This is a genomic window from Lentzea sokolovensis (assembly GCF_033949975.1).
In the GTDB taxonomy this organism is placed as follows: domain Bacteria; phylum Actinomycetota; class Actinomycetes; order Mycobacteriales; family Pseudonocardiaceae; genus Lentzea; species Lentzea sokolovensis.
The window spans coordinates 551,139-568,005 of the sequence record NZ_JAXAVU010000014.1; the positions used below are offsets into that span (position 1 = coordinate 551,139).

Genomic DNA, 16,867 nt, shown 5'->3' on the forward strand with positions numbered 1-16,867 from the left:
CTTTGTGATTTCCGGCGGTGACTTCAGGAGACCCGTAGGTCATCCATCGCGTCGCGGTCCCAGTCGATCCCGAGACCTGGCGTGTCAGGGGCGAGCGCGTGTCCGTCGCGGACGGTCATCTCGCTCTGGGTGATCCCGCGCAGCTGCGGGATGTGCTCGACGAACTTCCCGTTGGGCAGCGCGGCCGCGAGGCTGACGTGCAGCTCCATCAGGAAGTGCGGGCACACGTCGGCGTTGAAGGCCTCCGCGAGGTGCGCGACCTTCAGGAACGGCGTGATGCCACCGATCCGCGCGGCATCCACCTGGATGATCGAGGCGGCACCGCGTTCGAGGTACTCGCGGAACTGGGCCACGGAGTACAGCGACTCCCCGACCGCGATCGGGATGCTGGTGGCCTTCGCCAGGCGTTCGTGACCGCTCACGTCGTCAGCCGGCAGCGGTTCTTCGAGCCAGGTGAGGTTGACGTTCCGGAACGCGTTGGCCCTGCGGATGGCTTCGGCACCGGTCATGGACTGGTTGGCGTCGACCATGATCGCGAACCGCTCCCCGACCGCGGCCCGGACGGCTTCGAGACGCTCGACGTCCTCAGTCAGGTCGGGTTTGCCGACCTTCATCTTGATGCCCTGCCAGCCCTGCGCGGCCGTCTCCTTGGCACCCGCGACGAGTTCCTCAGTGCTCAGGTGCAGCCAGCCGCCCTCGGTGTCGTACAGGGGTACCGTCTGGCGGAACCCGCCTGCCATGCGCCACAAGGGTTCTTGAGCTCGCAGGCACCGCAGGTCCCACAGCGCGGTGTCCACGGCGGCCAGCGCCAGCGAGGTGATCGCGCCGACCGTGGTCGAGCGGGTGTAAGCGAACAGGTCGTGCCAGACGTGCTCGATCCGGCGGGCGTCGACGCCTTCGAGGCGAGGCAGCAGGTGGTCCTTCAGGAGGGCGAGGACCGAGCTTCCACCCGTGCCGATCGTGTAGGCGTACCCGAGGCCGGTGAGCCCGTCATCGGTCTCGACCTCGACGAAGACGGTCTCCTGCTTGATGAACTGCTGGACCGCGTCGGTGCGCAGAGTCTCCACCGGGACGTCGACCTGGAACGCCTCAGCTCGTCGGACCTTTGCCACGCCAACTCCTCGGATCTCTGATCCTATAGGATATTTGACGGGGATTGAACGCTGGCGTTACGACGGTGTCAACGGTCGTTCGGCCACGTTCCCACGCTGATGAGAGCGTTTTCAACGGTCAGGCGCGACCGGATCTCGTTCCGGTCCTCCGATGTCTGCAGCTCAACGCCCTGATCAGTGCTGTTGAGGCATGTTGGAGTGTGAGTGAAGATGTGAGCGTTTCTGTCCGGTTACCGATGAACGGACAGGAACGATCAAGCAGACTCGGCGGTCCGCTTCAGGCGCTGCAAGGTCGCCTCGATGTTGCGCTGGTTGGTCACAGCGCGGTTCGCGACGCCGGTCGCCAGCCGCGTGATCGGCACGTACCAGCCGGGCCTGCGGTCCCACGTCGACTCGGTGACCCGGCAGCCGTCGGCGGTCTCCTCGATGTCGTACTGCCAGCGCGACACCGCCATCCCCAGCGACTTCACCTCGAACGCGAACCTGGTCGCGGAGCAGTCGGTCACCGTGGAGGTCGTCGGCCACACCCGCCAGCCGCGCTTGTTGATGCCGCGGAACCGGGCACCGACGCGCGGACCGGCGGCGTTCAGCCACTTGCCACCGGAGTACTCCTCGGCACACGCGCCGAGTCGGCGGAGGTCGCTGACCAGGTCGAACACCCGCTGCGGCGAGGCAACGACATCGACGTGCGCGGAAGCGTCCGGCGTCATGAGGCAGAACTTACTACGAGTAGGTTCAGCGCACCAGCCACTCACGCACGGTGCGCGCGGACGGCACGATCGCCCTCGTCGCGTCGATGTCGGCGGCAACGGGATGCGTGCGCAGCCAGCGCCACATCCTCGTCAGGTCGTCGCCGACGAACCGGTGGAACAGCCAGATCGGCATCGGGAAGCCCCGAGGGGGACGACCACGGGCCTCCCGCCAGAGCGCGCGGCACTCGTCGACGCTCCGCACGTCCGCGCAGAGCGGGAGATCCGCACCCACGAACCGGTCCGGCTCCGCGAACACCCTGGCCGCCACGGCGCCGACGTCGCCGGCCGAGAACCACAGCAGCGGCCGGTGCGCGCCGATCAGCTTCGGCATCAGGTGCCACATGGACACAGCCGGGTAGAAGTCCTCGTCCGTCATCAGTTCCATGAACGCCATCGGGCGCAGCACGGTCAGCGGCAACCCGAGCGACGTCAGGTGATCCCGCACCACCAGCTTGCTCTCCCACTGCCGCACACCGGTTCCCGGCACGCCCGGCCCCGCCGAGGCGTACACCACGTGCCGCACGCCCTCCGAAGCCGCGGCGTCACCGACCGCGCGCCCCTGGTGGACCTCCTCGTCGAGGCCGCTGATCATCGGGTTCTGGACGCTGAACACCCCGTGCGCGCCCGCGAAGGCGGAACGCAGCGAGTCCGGGGACGCCATGTCCGCGCGCACCACCTCGGCACCCGCCGAAGCGAGCCAGCCGGACGCGGGTGACGAGGGGTCGCGGGTCAACGCACGGACCCGCCAGCCGGCCGCGAGCAGGTGCCGCGCGACCGCACCACCCTGACGCCCGGTCGCACCGGTGACCACGACCAGCCTGGTGTCGTTCATCGCGAACCTCCTGGCCTGTCATCGCCGCGGCACCCGGAGCCGCTCCAACGGCTCCGGGTGCTGCGGCACTCTCGTCAGTCCGTGCAGGACACCGGCGAGTCGAAGTGGCCCGGTGTCGTGGGATAGGCGGGGCCGATCCCGTGCTGGTTGTTGTCGGCCGGGTAGACCAGCGCCAGCTCGCGGAACGCCGAGGTGCCACTGGTGGTCGCGTCGCCGACCGTCTGGCCGGCACCCGAGCCCCACGCCAGCTTCTGCAGGAACACCTCGATGCCGGGGCTGCGCTGACGGATGTCGTTGTAACCGCCGTAGGAGGCCGGGCAGTGCGTGTACAGGTTGTACGCGCCGGCCCAGTCGATCAGGCGGTCACCGGGGTTCGGGCCGTTCTTCGCGCGGTCGGCCTGGAGCACGTCGCGGTCCCAGCCGCCGTAGATCCAGTCCGTGCCGTCGTGGTGCTGGTTGTCGGCCAGCGTCACGGGAACGGCGGGGTTGTCGTTGGTCTTCTCGGTCATCTCGAACCACAGGCACGGGTCGACCGCGCCGTCGCCGAGCGTCTGCGGCCACAGGCCCTGCGCGCAGTTGCCGGGGTAGGAGCCGCGCGGGTTGAAGTCGAGCACGTCGGACCCGAGCGCACCCTGTTGCGAGGCCGGCGAAGTACCGCCGACGCCACCGAACGTGTGGTCCACGAACCTGTCGTTCGTGCCGCGCGAGGAGGCGTCGAACGCGCCGTTGGTGAGGCAGTCCGGAGTCTGGGCGTTGACCACGGGGTCGCAGCCCTTGCCGCCCCACAGCACGTCCGCGCCGTCGCCGCCGAACGTCTGGTCGCCGCCGCTGTCGGCGTTGACCAGGTCGTCGCCGAACCCGGCGTGGATGTTGTCGTTGCCCTGGCCGCCGCGCATGCGGTCGTCGCCGCCCTCGGCGATGCCGTTGTGCGGCATGGCCGGTGCGGTCGGGCCGCCGACGAACTGGTCGCCGTTGACGTCGTGCAGCAGGTCGGCCCGCCGGTCGTAGGAGCCGGCGCGGAAGCCCGTGTAGGACTCCTGCGGCACCGAGTTCAGGCTCACCGTGAAGCCACGCGCAGCCACGTCGTTGGCGTTCATGTACTCGTTGACCACGCCACCGCGGTCACCGAGCATCGCGTCCTCGCCGTCACCGCCGAACATCACGTCGTCGCCGAGCTCGCCGTACATGTCGTCATCGCCGTTCTGGCCGTGCATGGTGTCGTTGCCGTCCTGACCCCACATGCCGTCGTTGCCGTCGTTGCCGAACATCGAGTCGTTGCCGAAGGCTCCACCGGGTTCGCACGTGGCCTGCGCGGTCGTGCAGAACCTGGTCGACGGACCGATGTCGGCCACCCTGGACACCGTCGCGTTCGACGGCACGGCACCGGACTTGTAGCGCTCGGCGTAGACCTGCTCGGTCATCGACCCCGGCTGGCCCTGCAGCGTGCGCTTCAGGGAGCCGTTGTCACCGAGTTGGACGTCGTCCTCGCCGTTGCCCTCGAACGCGTCGCCACCGTCGCGGAAGCCCTGGATCGTGCTGCCGCCGATCATGTCGTCCTGCCCGTCGGGGGCGGTGCCCACCAGCTGGTCGGGCCCGCTGGAGATGCCCGGCCAGTCCGCGTCGTTCAACGGGACCACGGTGGTCTCCGACGACGGGGAGCCGAGCCCGCGGTCGCCGCGCAGCACGTCACCGCCGCCGTTGCCCTCCAGGTGATCGGCGTTGCCGTCGCCGGTGAGGAAGTCCCCGCCGTCCTGGCCCCACTGGACGTCCACGCCCGAGCCGCCGGACATCCGGTCGTCCCCGAACCGGTCGGCCGGACCGGCCTGCAGGTCGTAGCGCTGCACGATCCGTTGCGCCATCGGGTTTCCGCCGGAGGGAGCGAGCCGGATCGTCGCCCGCGTCGGGGTCTCCCCCTGCGCCGGCCGCAGCACGACGCCGTTGTCGCCGATGGCGACGTCGTTGCCCGGTCCGCCGAACACCGCGTCCGACGCGTCGAGCTGGCCTACCGTCGTGTCACCGGCACCGGACAGCGAGGTGCTGTTGCCGCCGACGAGGTCGTCGTCGCCGTCGTCGCCCTCGATCCAGTCGACGCCCTGCGAGCCCTCGACGTAGTCGTCGGAACCGTTGCCCTTCAGCCGGTCGGGACCGGCCTGGCCGAAGATCACGTCGTTGGCGTCGTCACCGTCGACCTCGTCCGGTCCGGACGAGCCGGCGCGCGGGGTGAGGCCGAGGTCGTACAGGGAGATCGCCCGTGCGGTCATGCCGCGTTCCTGCACGACCCGGTGCGGTGTTCCACCGCGCACCAGCACGCCGTTGTCGCCGAGCACGACGTCCTGTGCGTTGTTGCCGTGGATGACGTCACCGGCGTCCGGCTGGCCCACGCCGGGCGAGTCCTCGGTCGAGCTGCCGCCCACGAGATCGTCCTGACCGTCGTTGCCGTCGATCTTGTCGCGGGCCGGGCCGCCCTCGGCGTAGTCGTCAGAGCCGTCGCCAGTGATGGCGTCCTCGTCACCCTGCCCGTAGATCACGTCCGGGTCGTCGCCACCGCTGATCTTGTCCTTGCCGGACGTGCCCGCGGCGGGCGTGTAGCCGAGGTCGAGCAATTCGGCCTTGTGCGCCTTGGCGAATCCTCGTCCGAGCGTGACCGGCGTGGCCTGTGCTCCGTCCACGAGGGACAGCACCGCGTTGTCACCCGCGATCAGGTCGGGCCCGGAGTCGCCGAACAGGCTGTCCCCGGCGTCCGGGCGACCGGCGTTCGCCGCCACCTCGGAGCTGCCACCGATGATCCGGTCCTCGCCGGCGTCACCGTGCACGACGTCGTCGGCGTTGTTGCCCTCCAGGTAGTCGTCCTTCGGGCCACCGAACACCTCGTCGTGCGCGAGACCGCCGAACGCCCGGTCGTCGCCGTCACCACCGAAGACGAAGTCCGCACCACCCGCACCGGCGTTCGCGCCGTCGAGGTCGAACGGCCCGTCCACGCCGTTGTCACCGATCACGACGTCGTTGCCGGCGTCGCCGTACAGGAAGTCGCCGACGTCCGGCTCGCCCGCCTTGCGCGTGCCGCCGATGACGCGGTCGTTGTCCGCACCACCGAACGCGCGGTCGACGCCGTTGTTGCCCTCGATGACGTCGTCCTGGGTGCCGCCGTACAAGGTGTCGTCGTCGTTGTTGCCGTAGATGTTGTCCACACCGGCGTCGCCGTAGGCCAGGTCCTTGCCACCACCGCCGTAGATGGTGTCGTCGTCATTGCCTCCGGCCAGGACGTCGTCACCGAGCTGACCGCACAGCCGGTCCTCGGCGGACCTGGCGTCCACGTTGTCCGCCTCGCCACCGGCGGCGACGATCTCGACCCCGGTACCACCGGTGATCAGGTCGCGGCCGTCGTCGGTGTCGTCCGGCTCGGCGGGCGGCGCCGACACGGGGTTGTCGCTCGGTGGCGTGCACGGGTTGGCGTGCTTGTCGCCGAAGATCTCCGCGCCACCGTCACCACCGATGACGTGGTCGTTGTCGGAGCCGCCGACGAGCAGCTTCGACGACGGCGTGACACCGGCGGGCAGCACGCGGTGCTTGACACCGCGCACGGGACCGAACACGCCGCTGCCGGTCACGTCGCCCACGTCCGACGGTTCCGCGATGACGTAGTCGTCGTGCGGGCCGCCGTACACCTTGTCCTTGCCGTAGCCGCCGGTCAGCACGTCGTTGTTGCCGCCACCGCGGATGTCGTCGACCTGCTCCTTCAACGAGTGACCGGTCACGAGGTCCACGCCCTGGCTGCCGTACACGGTGTCCGAACCCGTACCGGTGTCCACGACGTTGATCGCGTCCTTGGCGTTGTCGCCGTTGAAGCCCTTGTCCGCGGGGCCGTGCTCGTCGACACCGGTCTGCACCTCGGTACCGGTGTAGATCGTGTCGCCGCCGGAACCACCGGAGATCCGGTCGCTGCCGGTGCCGCCGATGATCACGTTGGCCTGCGCGACGAGGTGCGCCGGCGGGTTCGGCTTGCCTTCCGCGAGCGGACTGTCGGACGCGATGCCGATGTTGTCGTCGTCGGGACCGCCGTCGATCCGGTTCTTGCCCAGGCCGGCCGCGATCCGGTCCTTGCCCGCGCCGCCGCTGACGGTGTCGTCCGCGCCGCCGACGGTGATCACGTCGTCGCCGTCGCCACCGGTCACCGTCGCGGTTCCCTTGCCGCCGAACGCGGCCGCGAGGTCACCGGTCGTGATCTGGTCCTTGCCGGGACCGCCGTGCACGACCGACCTGCCGATGCCGGTCTTGACCGAGTCGTCGCCGTCACCGCCGGTGACCTCGACGTCCTTGTCGAACGGCAAGGCTGCGGCCTTGGCGTCGTTCACGGCGCCGCTCTTGTCGCCGTCGCCCTGGAAGACGATGATCCGCTTCCCGTCGTCACCGGTCGCGTTGCCGACCACCTTCACGAGGTTCGGGTCGCGGAACTCCTCGCGGAAGCCCAGCGCGCTCACGGCGAAGCCGTCGAATCCGCCGCCGTCCTTGACGAGCTGGGTGATCGTCCACTTCTCCTCGTTGTTGTTCGCGGTCCACGCGGGGTGGTTGCGCTTGCCGATGTCGTTGTCACCCATGTGCAGCACCAGCGTCGTACCGTCCTTGTGCGCGAGAACGGGTGGCGGTGGCGAGCAGTCGGGTTTCACGGAGAAGTCGAGCAACGTGATGTCGGCCAGCGTGAAGTCGAACGAGACGCTGAAGATCGAGAACCCGAGTGTGATGTACACCTTGAGGAACAGGCTCAGGCGTCCGTCCATGTTGAACAGGCACATCGGGTTGTTCAGCGCCACCTTGGAGAACTCGAAGAACCGGAACTTGCCGTCGTTGTTCGGGTCCGCCCAGGTGAGGTTGATCGTCAGCGCGACGCCGCCCTTGATGCCGACCTCGATCAGCACCACGCTCACCGCCGCGCCGGCGGCCAGCTCGCCGCGGAACGTCACGACGGGCAGCGGCTTGCCGGACTCGTCCTGCGTGACCAGGTAGATCGAGTCCAGAATGGACGCCGGCCTGCCCGACTCGATCGCCTTGCGGATGCCGAACGTGTCGAAGCCCGCCCGGAACCGCGCCTCGACCGAGGCGCTGCCGGAGATCGTCACCAGCACCGGCGGCGGCGCGTACACCGGGCCGAAGGACTGGCTGTAGGAGAAGCCGAGGCGCAGCGGGCCCGAGTCGAACCGGACCAGGTCCACGTCCTGGCCCATGATCAGGCCGAACAGCTTCGCCGGCTCCTTCAGGATCGGGAACGTGAAGCCCGCCTTGTTGCCCTCCTCGCCTTCGGACACGACCTTCGCCCCACCGGCCGACGCGTCGATCTTCGACGCCAGGTCGCCCGGCGCCAGGGTGATCTTGTTCGGGTCGATCAGGGACGCCGCGTTGTCCGGCGAGCTGGTCGTGGTCTTCGCCTTGTCGCCGAGCACGGAGAAGCTGCCGATGTCGATCGCCCCGCCGTTCTGGGTGATCTTGCCGATGAGCTGGATCGCGCGCAGGACCTTGTCCACGAACTCCAGTTCCGGCCCACCGGCGATGGTCGAGAACTCCTTGGCGATGGTGACCAGGTTGACGTCACCGCCGCCCACCGCTCGCGAGAGGTCCGACAGCACCGGGATCGGGGCGTAGAGCTGGTCGATGATCGGCTGGATCGGCTTGGTGAACAGCGCGATCTTCTCGACGATCGGTTTGAGCACCTCGCCGAGGAACTTCCCGGCGTTGAGCTGGACGTTGTTGAACGCGATCTCCGGCGTACCGTCACCGGGCCTGCCGCCGAACGCGTTCCACTCCCACTTGAGGTGGAACCAGCCGTTGACGCCGGGCAGCGGACCGGCGCTCACGTCGAAGTCCCAGTCGATGCCGACCTTGGCCTTCAGCGACACGTCGGTGACCTGGCCGACGTCGGCCAGGTCGGCCAGCGTGATCCGGTCGTCGTTGGCCGGCCCGCAGTTCTCGTAGCAGGCCGCCTGTCCCTTCTTGTGCAGGTCGACGACGAACGTGCCGTTGAACAGGTCGGTCGCGCCGCCCGCGTGCTGCTTCAGGTTCACGTCGAGGAACGCCAGGCGTGCCTTCATCGCGTCGGGCAACGTGAAGCTCAGCTTGACGCCGAGCTCGGGGTTCGGCCCGTCCTTGGTCGCCACGTAGAAACCGCTGCTCTTGTCGACGCCCGCCTTGACGTGCAGGTGGTAGGCGAGCGCCGCCTTCATCTCCGGCGCGCCCGGCGCCGCCTTCAGCGACAGGCCGGGGATGCCGATGTCCAGAGGGCTTTCCAGCGCAAGGGTTTCCTTGTCGCAGTCGTTGCCGAACACGTCACCGTCGCAGACGTCGAACGTGAACGTCGCACCGGTGATGTCCGCCAGCGACGCCGCCGCCGGGCAGTCCGTCAGCTTCGGGTTCGTCGTCGCCGGCACGTACGCCGCGCCGTTGGGCGTGTTCTTGTCGTCGAACGACACCGCGTCGGCACCCAGGTCACCCTTGATCACGACCCAGTTGTTCGCGTTCGGGTCGGTCTTGCGGATGACCTTGTACCCGGTGGCGTACTGCGACTTCTTCCAGGTGATCCGGTTGAAGTTGTCGCCGGTCAGCGGATCGGCGCCGTTGGTCACCTCGGCGAGGGCCGGCGGCGCGTCCTTGCCCTGGGCGCTCGCGACGACGCCGTAGACGTACTTCTTCGCCCCGGCCGTGCCCTGCGCGGTGGCCTTCGCCTCGGTCGCCGGCTGCAACGTGGCGTCACAGGTGAAGCCGACCGCGACCGCACTGCCGACCGCGGGCTTGAGGTGGTCGTTGACCCACGTGGTCAGCTCGCCGGTGTTGTTCACCCGGCCGCCGCCCGGCAGCTTGGTCATCGCCTCCTGGATCTTGGCGCGCAGCTTGCCGAACTTGTCGGCTCCCTGCTGGACGTCGTCGCCGACCAGCGGCAGCTTGCCGTCGAACGCGGCCGTGCGCAGCGCGCGTTCGATCATCGCCAGGTACTTCTCGATGCCGTCGCCGAACTGCGAGAAGTCCAGCAGCGCGTCGAGGATCTTCTGCCCGAGGTCGGTGGGCATCTCGAACCGCTTGACGCCGCCGGGCAGGTCGGGGCTGAACGAGAAGGCCTGGTCCAGATCCGTGACCTGACGCGGCAACCGGACGACGAACGAGTCACCGGGACTCGACAGCTTCGTCCAGTTGACGTTGTCCGAGCTCACGAACACCGGCATGACCGCGCACAGCGCGAGGTCGGTGCCCTGTGCCGGGTCGCCCTGGCAGGTGACGGGCTGGTTGTCGCCGTTGAGCGTCAGCTGCACGCCCTTGACGAAGTCGCTCAACGACACCGGGTTCTGCCCGCTGAAGCCGAGGTGCGCGTTGTAGTGCGCGTTCGCGACGGCCTTCTCCTGGCCCTTCGGGTTGCCGAGCGCGACGGACAACGGCCCGACCGAGGACTTCACCACACCGGTGATGCCGCCGTGCGCGGTGATGTCCACAGTGGAGTCGGGCAGGACCTTGAGCCCGCTCGCGTTCGCCGGTCCGTCACCGGCTTCCAGCGGCAGCACGAACCCGATCTTGGTGGAACCGGTCAGCGCGAGGTTCGCGGTGGCCTCGCCCTCGGCGCCGACCAGCGACCGCGCGGTGCCCTTGTCGTCGGTGAACGAGAACCGGACCGGCTGCGAGGTCGCGACCTTCCGCTTCACATCGACCTTGAGCACGATCGACGGCTTCGAGTCGACGACCTGGTGGGCGAACGAGATGCCGCTGCCGGTGGGCAGCGCGGCGTTCAGCTGCGTCACCAGGTCCTGCAGGTAGTCAGGAGGCGCGGCGGTCAGTCTGTCGACCGCGTCCTCCAGCGGGCTGCGGAACGCGTACGCCGTGCCGTCGGAAGGCACCTGGTCCCACGGTCCGGCCAGCAGCACGCGGTTGTTCTGCGGGTCCGCGGCCACGACGACCGCGACCTGGGTGCCGACCAGCACGGCCCGGCCCTGAAGGTCGGCACCGAACGCCTTGTCCCCAGTCCTGGTGTCGTCACGCAGGAAGCCGACGCTCTTGCCGTTGAGCGTGGTGTTGCCGTACTTGCCGGTGCCGGCGTCCGCGCTGCCGAGCAGCTCGGACAGCGACCTGCCGACGACCGGCAGGGGCGTGGTCATGGCGGACTTGACCTTGCCATCGCCGTCGACCGCCTGCAGTGAGCCGTTGAGCACCTGCAGCGCTTTGACGATCTGGCCGAACATCGCGCGCGGGTTGTTCGGGTCGAAGTCGAACGCCTTGGCCTTGTCGAGCGCCTCCAGGCCGGTGAACTGGAAGTTCGCCGGCTCGGTGATGTCGGGCATGGTGACGCCGACCTGCACCGGGCCGCCGAAGAAGTCCTGGATTCCCGGCACGTCGAGCTTCACCGTGGCCGTGGCCTTGGCGCCGACCGCGACGGTGAGCAGGTTCTCCGGTTCGAGCGCCGGTGTCTCCGGGTTGTCGACGACCTTGGCGAAGATCTGCGACAGCGGCAGGTCGCCGTCGGCGTCACCGACCTTCTTCAGGCTGATGGACAGCATGTCGGTCGCGCCGTCCTTCGTGGACATGTGCAGGTCGCCCGACATGTGCACCTTGAGGTACCCGACGCTGCCGTTCACGTCGACGTTCGTGTCGACCGGAGCGCTCGCCCTGAGCAGCTGACCGCCGGTGCGCAGCAGGAACCGGTCGGGCGTGCGCGGCAGGCTGGACACGAGGGTCGTGGTGCCGTCGGGGTTCTTGTCCGCGAACGGGCAGCCGGTGGTCGCGGCGTCCGGATCGAGAGACTTGCACGCGTCACCCTTGATCGGGTCGCGCAGGTCGAGCACCAGCGTCGCTTTGGCCTCGTAGGACGGCTTCACGGTCGCGGTGGCGTTCAACGCGTTGGCGCCCTTGAGCCCCTTGCTCGCGAAGATGTCGCCGAACGTGACCTGGCCGGTCATCGGGTCCGGCGCGTTGACCTTGTACGGCGACTTGTCGGCCGGAGTGCCGCCCTGCCAGCCTTCCTCGAGCGTGATCTCGTCGGCGGTGTTGCTCTTCACGACACCCTGCGAGGTGCCGGCGGACACGATGCGCCCCTTGAACGCGTCGACGGTCCACGGCTTGGTCTTGCCGACGTGCTTGAGGGTCGTGGCGGTGTAGGTGACACCGTCGCCCTGGCCAGAGGTGAGACTCGCGACCACGTCCAGCAGCCGGCCGTCGTTCGGCGCGTCCTGCTTCATGGTCAGCGTGAACTCGAGCTTCTTCACGTCGTCGCGGTAGCTCACGCCGGACACCGCGATGGGTCCGGTGTTGAGCTTGGTGAAGAGCTCCTGCACCGAGCTGAACTTGGGCAGCCCCGCCTTGGCCGGGTCCTCCTCCGGCTTGAACACGTTGTCGTCCACGAACTTCGCGAGCGCGCCGCCCGCCTTGACCGCGTCGGCGACCGTGCCTCGCATGAACGGCAGGTTCACGTTGCCGACCGGGTCGGCCGTCGAGCCCCACTGTGCGCGCTGCACCGCGTCGATCGAGCTGACCAGGTGGCTCAGGCCTTCGAGCAGGTCGCGCGGGCCGAGCGTGGTGAACCGGGTGAGCTGGGCCAGGTCCGGGCCGCTGACGGTGATCGACGGCGTGCCGCTCGCGATGTCCGGCCACTGCACGCCGATCGTGCCGGTGAGCCCGCCGACGTTCGCGCCCGCGAGCGGCTGGCTGGTGAACTTGAGGTTCGCGTCGACCTTGCCCGCGGGGTTGCCGAGGTTGATGTGGAACAGGCCCGCCGCGGCGCCGGGCTCGGTGATCTCGGTGAGCCTGCCGTCGCCGTTGGGGTCGTCGGCGAAGGCGGTGATGTTCGCTTCGACCGCGACGTGGCTGGCGCCCTTGTCGAGGTCGACGCCGAGGATGCCGAAGCCCGCGGAGGGCACGGCGTCCGGGTCGAACGCCCCCTTGGCCCCTACGGTGAACTTCGGCGAGTCACCGTCCTTGACGAGCCAGAACGAGTCGGTGGACTCCTGGTAGGCGAAGTGGAACCTGGCGTCGAGCGTGAACGTCACGTCCACGGCCCCGGACGTCGTGAAGCTGACCGACGGGTCGGCGACGCTGATCGGCTGTTTGTCCGCGACCGTCGTGACGTGCAGTGCGGCGTCGACCCGCTTGATGCCGTTGGTGTCGCTCGTCTGCACGGTGAGCGTGCCCGGCCTGCTGTCGCCGAGCTGGTAGGTGCCCGCGAGGTCGGGGAAGTTCTCCTTGTCCTTCAACGGGTCGTGCACCGTCTTGGCGACGAGATCACCGAAGCCGAGTGCCGCACCGGGACTCACGCCCAGCAGCGGCAGCGCCTCCCCCAGCCTGCCGACGCTCGCGAGCTGTTTCGAGAAGTCACCGAAGGCGCTGATCCCCGCCAGGATCTTCTGCACGTCCGGCGCCTGGGCCACTGCCGGTGAACTGACCACGACGACCCCGAACAACGCCAGCGCGCCGCTGGTCACCGCCGCGATCGCTCGCCTGCCGCTCCGCGAAAACCGCATGGCCGACCCGCCTTCTCGACGGCGTGGCCCCCGACGCCTCGCTGCCAGGTCAGTAGTTCCGCTGTGGAGTGACGCAGGACACACCTGTGCCACGACCGGAGAGTCGCCCCACCAGAAGACGGCGTTAGCCCTGGATCCAGCGGTCGCAGCCAATCACCCGTCCGGAGTACAAGACACCTACCGTGAGTGGGTCAGCTCCCGGACGGGTTCACCTCGGAGGAAGGCGTGAATTCCCTCGACGGCCTCTTGAAAGTAGGTGCGGTAGTTCGACGCGGTGACGTAGCCGAGATGCGGAGTCGCGAGCACGTTGGGCAACGTCCGCAGCTCGTGCGGGACGGGCAACGGCTCGGTCTCGAAGACGTCGAGGCCCGCGCCCGCGATCTTGTTGCCGCGCAACGCCTCGAGGAGCGCGACCTGGTCGACGATGGCGGCGCGCGAGGTGTTGATCAAGAACGCACCCGGCTTCATGCACGCGAGCGCGGCCGCGTCGACGAGGCCGCGGCTGCGGTCGCCGAGCACGAGGTGGATGGACGCGAAGTCGCTCTGCGCCAGCAGGTCGTGCAACCCGGACGCGAGCCGCACGCCCTCCGCCTCGACACGGTCGGCCGTCAGGTGGGGACTCCAGGCGACGACGTCCATGCCGAACGCCTTGCCGACACGGCCGACCGCTGTGCCGAGGTGACCGAAACCGAGCAGTCCCAGGGTGCTCCCGGCCAGGTCGACACCGACGGTGCTCTGCCAGGGACCGCCGGCGTGGAAGGCCGCGTTCTCGACGACCAGGTGGCGGGCGAGGCCGAGGATCAGCGCCCAGGTCAGCTCGGCGGGCGGCGTCTTCGCGCTGCCGGTGCCGCAGACCGTCACGCCGTGCTCGCGTGCCGCGTCCAGGTCGATCGACGCGTTGCGCATGCCGCTGGTGATCAGCAGCTTCAGGCTAGGCAGCCGTGCGAACAGGGCCGCGTCGAACGGGGTCCGCTCGCGCATGATCACGACGCACTCGGCCTCGGCCAGTTCGGCGGCCGGGTCGGGCAGGTGGTCACGCAGGACGGTCACGTCGAGGCCGGACCAGTCCGCGTTCGCCAGTGCCACGCCCTGGTAGTCGTCGAGCACCACACATCGCATGGGTCGATCATGCCAAAGTAGGCGCATGGAAGCCTTCCACCTGGCACAGGCCAACATCTCGACCGGGCGGTGGGCGTTCGACCACTGGAGGATGCGCGGGTTCGTGAGCCGGGTCGAGGCGATCAACGACCTGGCGCGGCAGGCTCCCGGGTTCGTGTGGCGGCCCACGTCCGAGCGGATGATGGACGACCTGAGCCGGTTGGGACGCGATCCGATGCTGGAGGCCTACAACCTCAGCGTGTGGGAGTCGGTGGAAGCGTTGTGGGCGTACGCGTTCAGCGGCGTGCACCTCGAAGCGGTCAAGCGCAGCAAGCAGTGGTTCGAGCCGGAGAGCGCGCTCGACGTGATGTGGTGGATCCCCGCCGGGCATCGGCCCACGACCGAGGAGGGTCTCGCGAAGCTCGACCTCGTCAGGCGGAACGGGCCGACGGCAGAGGGCTTCACGTTCCGGAAGCGGTTCCCGCCAGCGCACCTCGGACGATGATCTCGACCAGTGGCCGGGGATCGATCGCCTCGCCTCGCGCGAACTGCTGCAGGAACAGGCCCTGCACACACGCTCCGAGCGTGTCCGAGGCCGCCAGCGGGTCGCGCACGCCGAGCCCGGCGAGGGCCGGGACCAGCATCGACGCCATCGTGGCGCGGCCTCGCAACAACGCCTGCCGCACCTGAGGATTGGTCGCGGCCTCCACCCACAGCACCATGCGGGCGGTGACCGTGACGGCGTTCGGGCCTGTCATGAACTCGTAGAGCCGGCACAACTCGTCGACGAGGTCCTGGGGTGACGCCGGGTTGAGCGTCGTCTCGACCTGCGGGACCTCCTTGCGCACCATCCAGTCCACGACGCCGTCGAGCAGCGCGGCACGGCTGCGGAAGTAGTTGGACGTGGAGCCCTTCGGCAGGTCCGCGCGGTCGTCCACGCGGGCGTGGGTGAGGCCTCGCAGGCCTTCGGTGCCCAAGAGCTCCACGGCGGCGGCGAGAGCGCGGTCCCGGTTCGACATCACAGCGACACTATAAACGTAGTGACCAGACACTATGAACGTAGTACCGTCGATCCATGACCGCCACCATCGCCCTGATCGCCTGGATCGCCAACACCGCGATCGGCTTCGTTCTGCTGCTGCGCCTGCTCCGAGCACGAAGACGGGTACCGGCCCTCGCCTACTACCACCTCGCCACTTCGCTGGTCGGCCTCGGCATCTGGATCGCCTTCGTGGCCACGGGTTCGGCGCTGCTGGCGTGGGCCGGCTTCGCCGTGCTGACGCTGCACCTCACCCTCGGGGACACGCTGATGGTGAAGGGCTGGCGCAGGAGCAACCCCGACGCGCGGGGCATCGTCTACTTCCGGGCGACGATGTCCCTGCTGAAGAGGCCGCTCCCGCTGGCACACGCCTGGCTCTCGCCAGTGGCCTGGTTCCCGGCCTTCGCCGCCGCGGTGATCAGCAGTTAGGACGCGTGGACTTCCCGGCGAAGCGGTCACCCAGCCACAGCATCGCGTTCGAGCCCCACGCACTCACGGCGGTGACGTGCCCGAGCAACGGCAACGGCGTCCACTGCACGTCGGCGCCCAGCGAGCACCACTGCGAGCGCAGCTTCTGCCCGACGGCGAACGGGATCAGCTCGTCCAGCGTGCCGTGGTAGAGGTACACGGGCGCGGCCGACTTGACCGATCCGAGCGTGTTCTCCTTCAACCTGCTCTGCCACAACGGGTTCTGGATGACGTCCGGCGTCGTCGTCAACGAGTTGAGGCGCGTGAACGGTGCCACCAAAGCGATTTCAGCGACGCACGACTCGCGGATCTTGTCGATGACCTGCGTGCCGCGGGCGTTGAGCAACGACGACAACGGCAGTTCGGGGTAGGCCGCGGCGTACCCCGCAGCCGCCGCGAACACCAGGCCCGAACCGGCGTTGCCGTCGTTGAACTTCGCGACCGCGTTCAGGTCGGCCGGCACCCCGCCGGCGGCGACACCCACGACGTTCAGCGAAGGCGCGTAGGACTTCCACTGCTCGGCGGCGGCCGACGCGGCCTGACCACCCTGCGAGTAACCGAAAACGCCGACCGGCGCGTCAGCGGACAGCCCCGGGATGCCACTCGCGGCACGGGCCACGTCGAGCAGCGCCCGTCCCTCCGAACGTGCCACCGCGTAGGTGTGATCCCCTGGCGTGCCAAGGCCTTCGTAGTCGGTCACCGCGACCGCCCAGCCGTTGAACATCGCCTGCGCGAGGAACGCGATCTCGACCTCGGTGCCGCCCTGCAACTGCCGCGACGGCGCGCACTGGTCGCCCATGCCCTGCGTGCCCATCGCGTACGCCACGATCGGCCGCGGGCCGTTGTTCCACGGCAGCGGCGACACCAGCACCATGCCGGACACGACGGTGCCCTCGCCCGTCGCGGACGTGGAGTTGTACCGGATGTCGTAGGCCTTCACCGGCGCGGGCAGGAGCCTGAGCGGTTCCGGGTGCCACGCCACCTCCCGGCTGCTGACCAGCTCCCCCGGTGCGGCCGCCGTCGCGGGCGTGACCAGGGTGAACAACAGAAGAACGGCGGCGAGCACGGCACGGAGCTGCATCGTT

The 16,867-nt window shown here is 69.0% G+C and carries 9 protein-coding genes; 2 read left to right on the plus strand and 7 right to left on the minus strand.

Features of this window, described 5'->3' with window-relative positions; all coding sequences use genetic code 11:
• Positions 1-23: 23 nt before the first annotated feature.
• The 5 genes from SK854_RS36575 to SK854_RS36595 form a co-directional block, all read right to left on the minus strand.
• Entirely contained in the window at positions 24-1,112 is a 1,089-nt protein-coding gene (locus tag SK854_RS36575) for a mandelate racemase/muconate lactonizing enzyme family protein (RefSeq protein ID WP_319979716.1), read from the minus strand.
• Positions 1,113-1,366: 254 nt separating this feature from the next.
• Positions 1,367-1,822, minus strand: a complete 456-nt coding sequence (locus SK854_RS36580) for an SRPBCC family protein (RefSeq protein WP_319979717.1) — start codon at positions 1,820-1,822, stop codon at positions 1,367-1,369.
• A gap of 25 nt (positions 1,823-1,847) precedes the next feature.
• Positions 1,848-2,696 carry an NmrA/HSCARG family protein gene (locus tag SK854_RS36585; protein ID WP_319979718.1) on the minus strand — a complete coding sequence of 283 codons (849 nt, stop codon included), beginning with the start codon at positions 2,694-2,696 and terminating at the stop codon, positions 1,848-1,850.
• Positions 2,697-2,770: 74 nt separating this feature from the next.
• Positions 2,771-13,177 carry a calcium-binding protein gene (locus SK854_RS36590; RefSeq protein ID WP_319979719.1) on the minus strand — a complete coding sequence of 3,469 codons (10,407 nt, stop codon included), beginning with the start codon at positions 13,175-13,177 and terminating at the stop codon, positions 2,771-2,773.
• A gap of 177 nt (positions 13,178-13,354) precedes the next feature.
• Positions 13,355-14,296 carry a D-2-hydroxyacid dehydrogenase family protein gene (locus SK854_RS36595; RefSeq protein WP_319979720.1) on the minus strand — a complete coding sequence of 314 codons (942 nt, stop codon included), beginning with the start codon at positions 14,294-14,296 and terminating at the stop codon, positions 13,355-13,357.
• A 25-nt stretch (positions 14,297-14,321) separates the two neighbouring features.
• Between SK854_RS36595 and SK854_RS36600 the strand changes: the two genes are divergently transcribed.
• Positions 14,322-14,780, plus strand: a complete 459-nt coding sequence (locus SK854_RS36600; RefSeq protein WP_319979721.1) for a DUF3291 domain-containing protein — start codon at positions 14,322-14,324, stop codon at positions 14,778-14,780.
• Here SK854_RS36600 and SK854_RS36605 read toward each other — a convergent pair.
• Positions 14,737-15,294 (minus strand): TetR/AcrR family transcriptional regulator, encoded by a 558-nt coding sequence (locus SK854_RS36605; RefSeq protein WP_319979722.1) that lies wholly within the window; start codon positions 15,292-15,294, stop codon positions 14,737-14,739. The two genes, SK854_RS36600 and SK854_RS36605, sit on opposite strands and share 44 nt — an antisense overlap.
• Positions 15,295-15,350: 56 nt before the next feature.
• On the opposite strand from SK854_RS36605, the gene SK854_RS36610 reads away from it, so the two are divergent.
• On the plus strand, positions 15,351-15,743 hold the full coding sequence (locus SK854_RS36610; protein ID WP_319979723.1) for a hypothetical protein: 393 nt from the start codon (positions 15,351-15,353) through the stop codon (positions 15,741-15,743).
• On the opposite strand, the gene SK854_RS36615 is transcribed toward SK854_RS36610, so the two are convergent.
• Complete coding sequence (locus SK854_RS36615; protein ID WP_319979724.1) at positions 15,733-16,863, minus strand: lipase family protein; 1,131 nt, start codon at positions 16,861-16,863, stop codon at positions 15,733-15,735. The genes SK854_RS36610 and SK854_RS36615 overlap by 11 nt on opposite strands.
• Positions 16,864-16,867 lie beyond the last annotated feature (4 nt).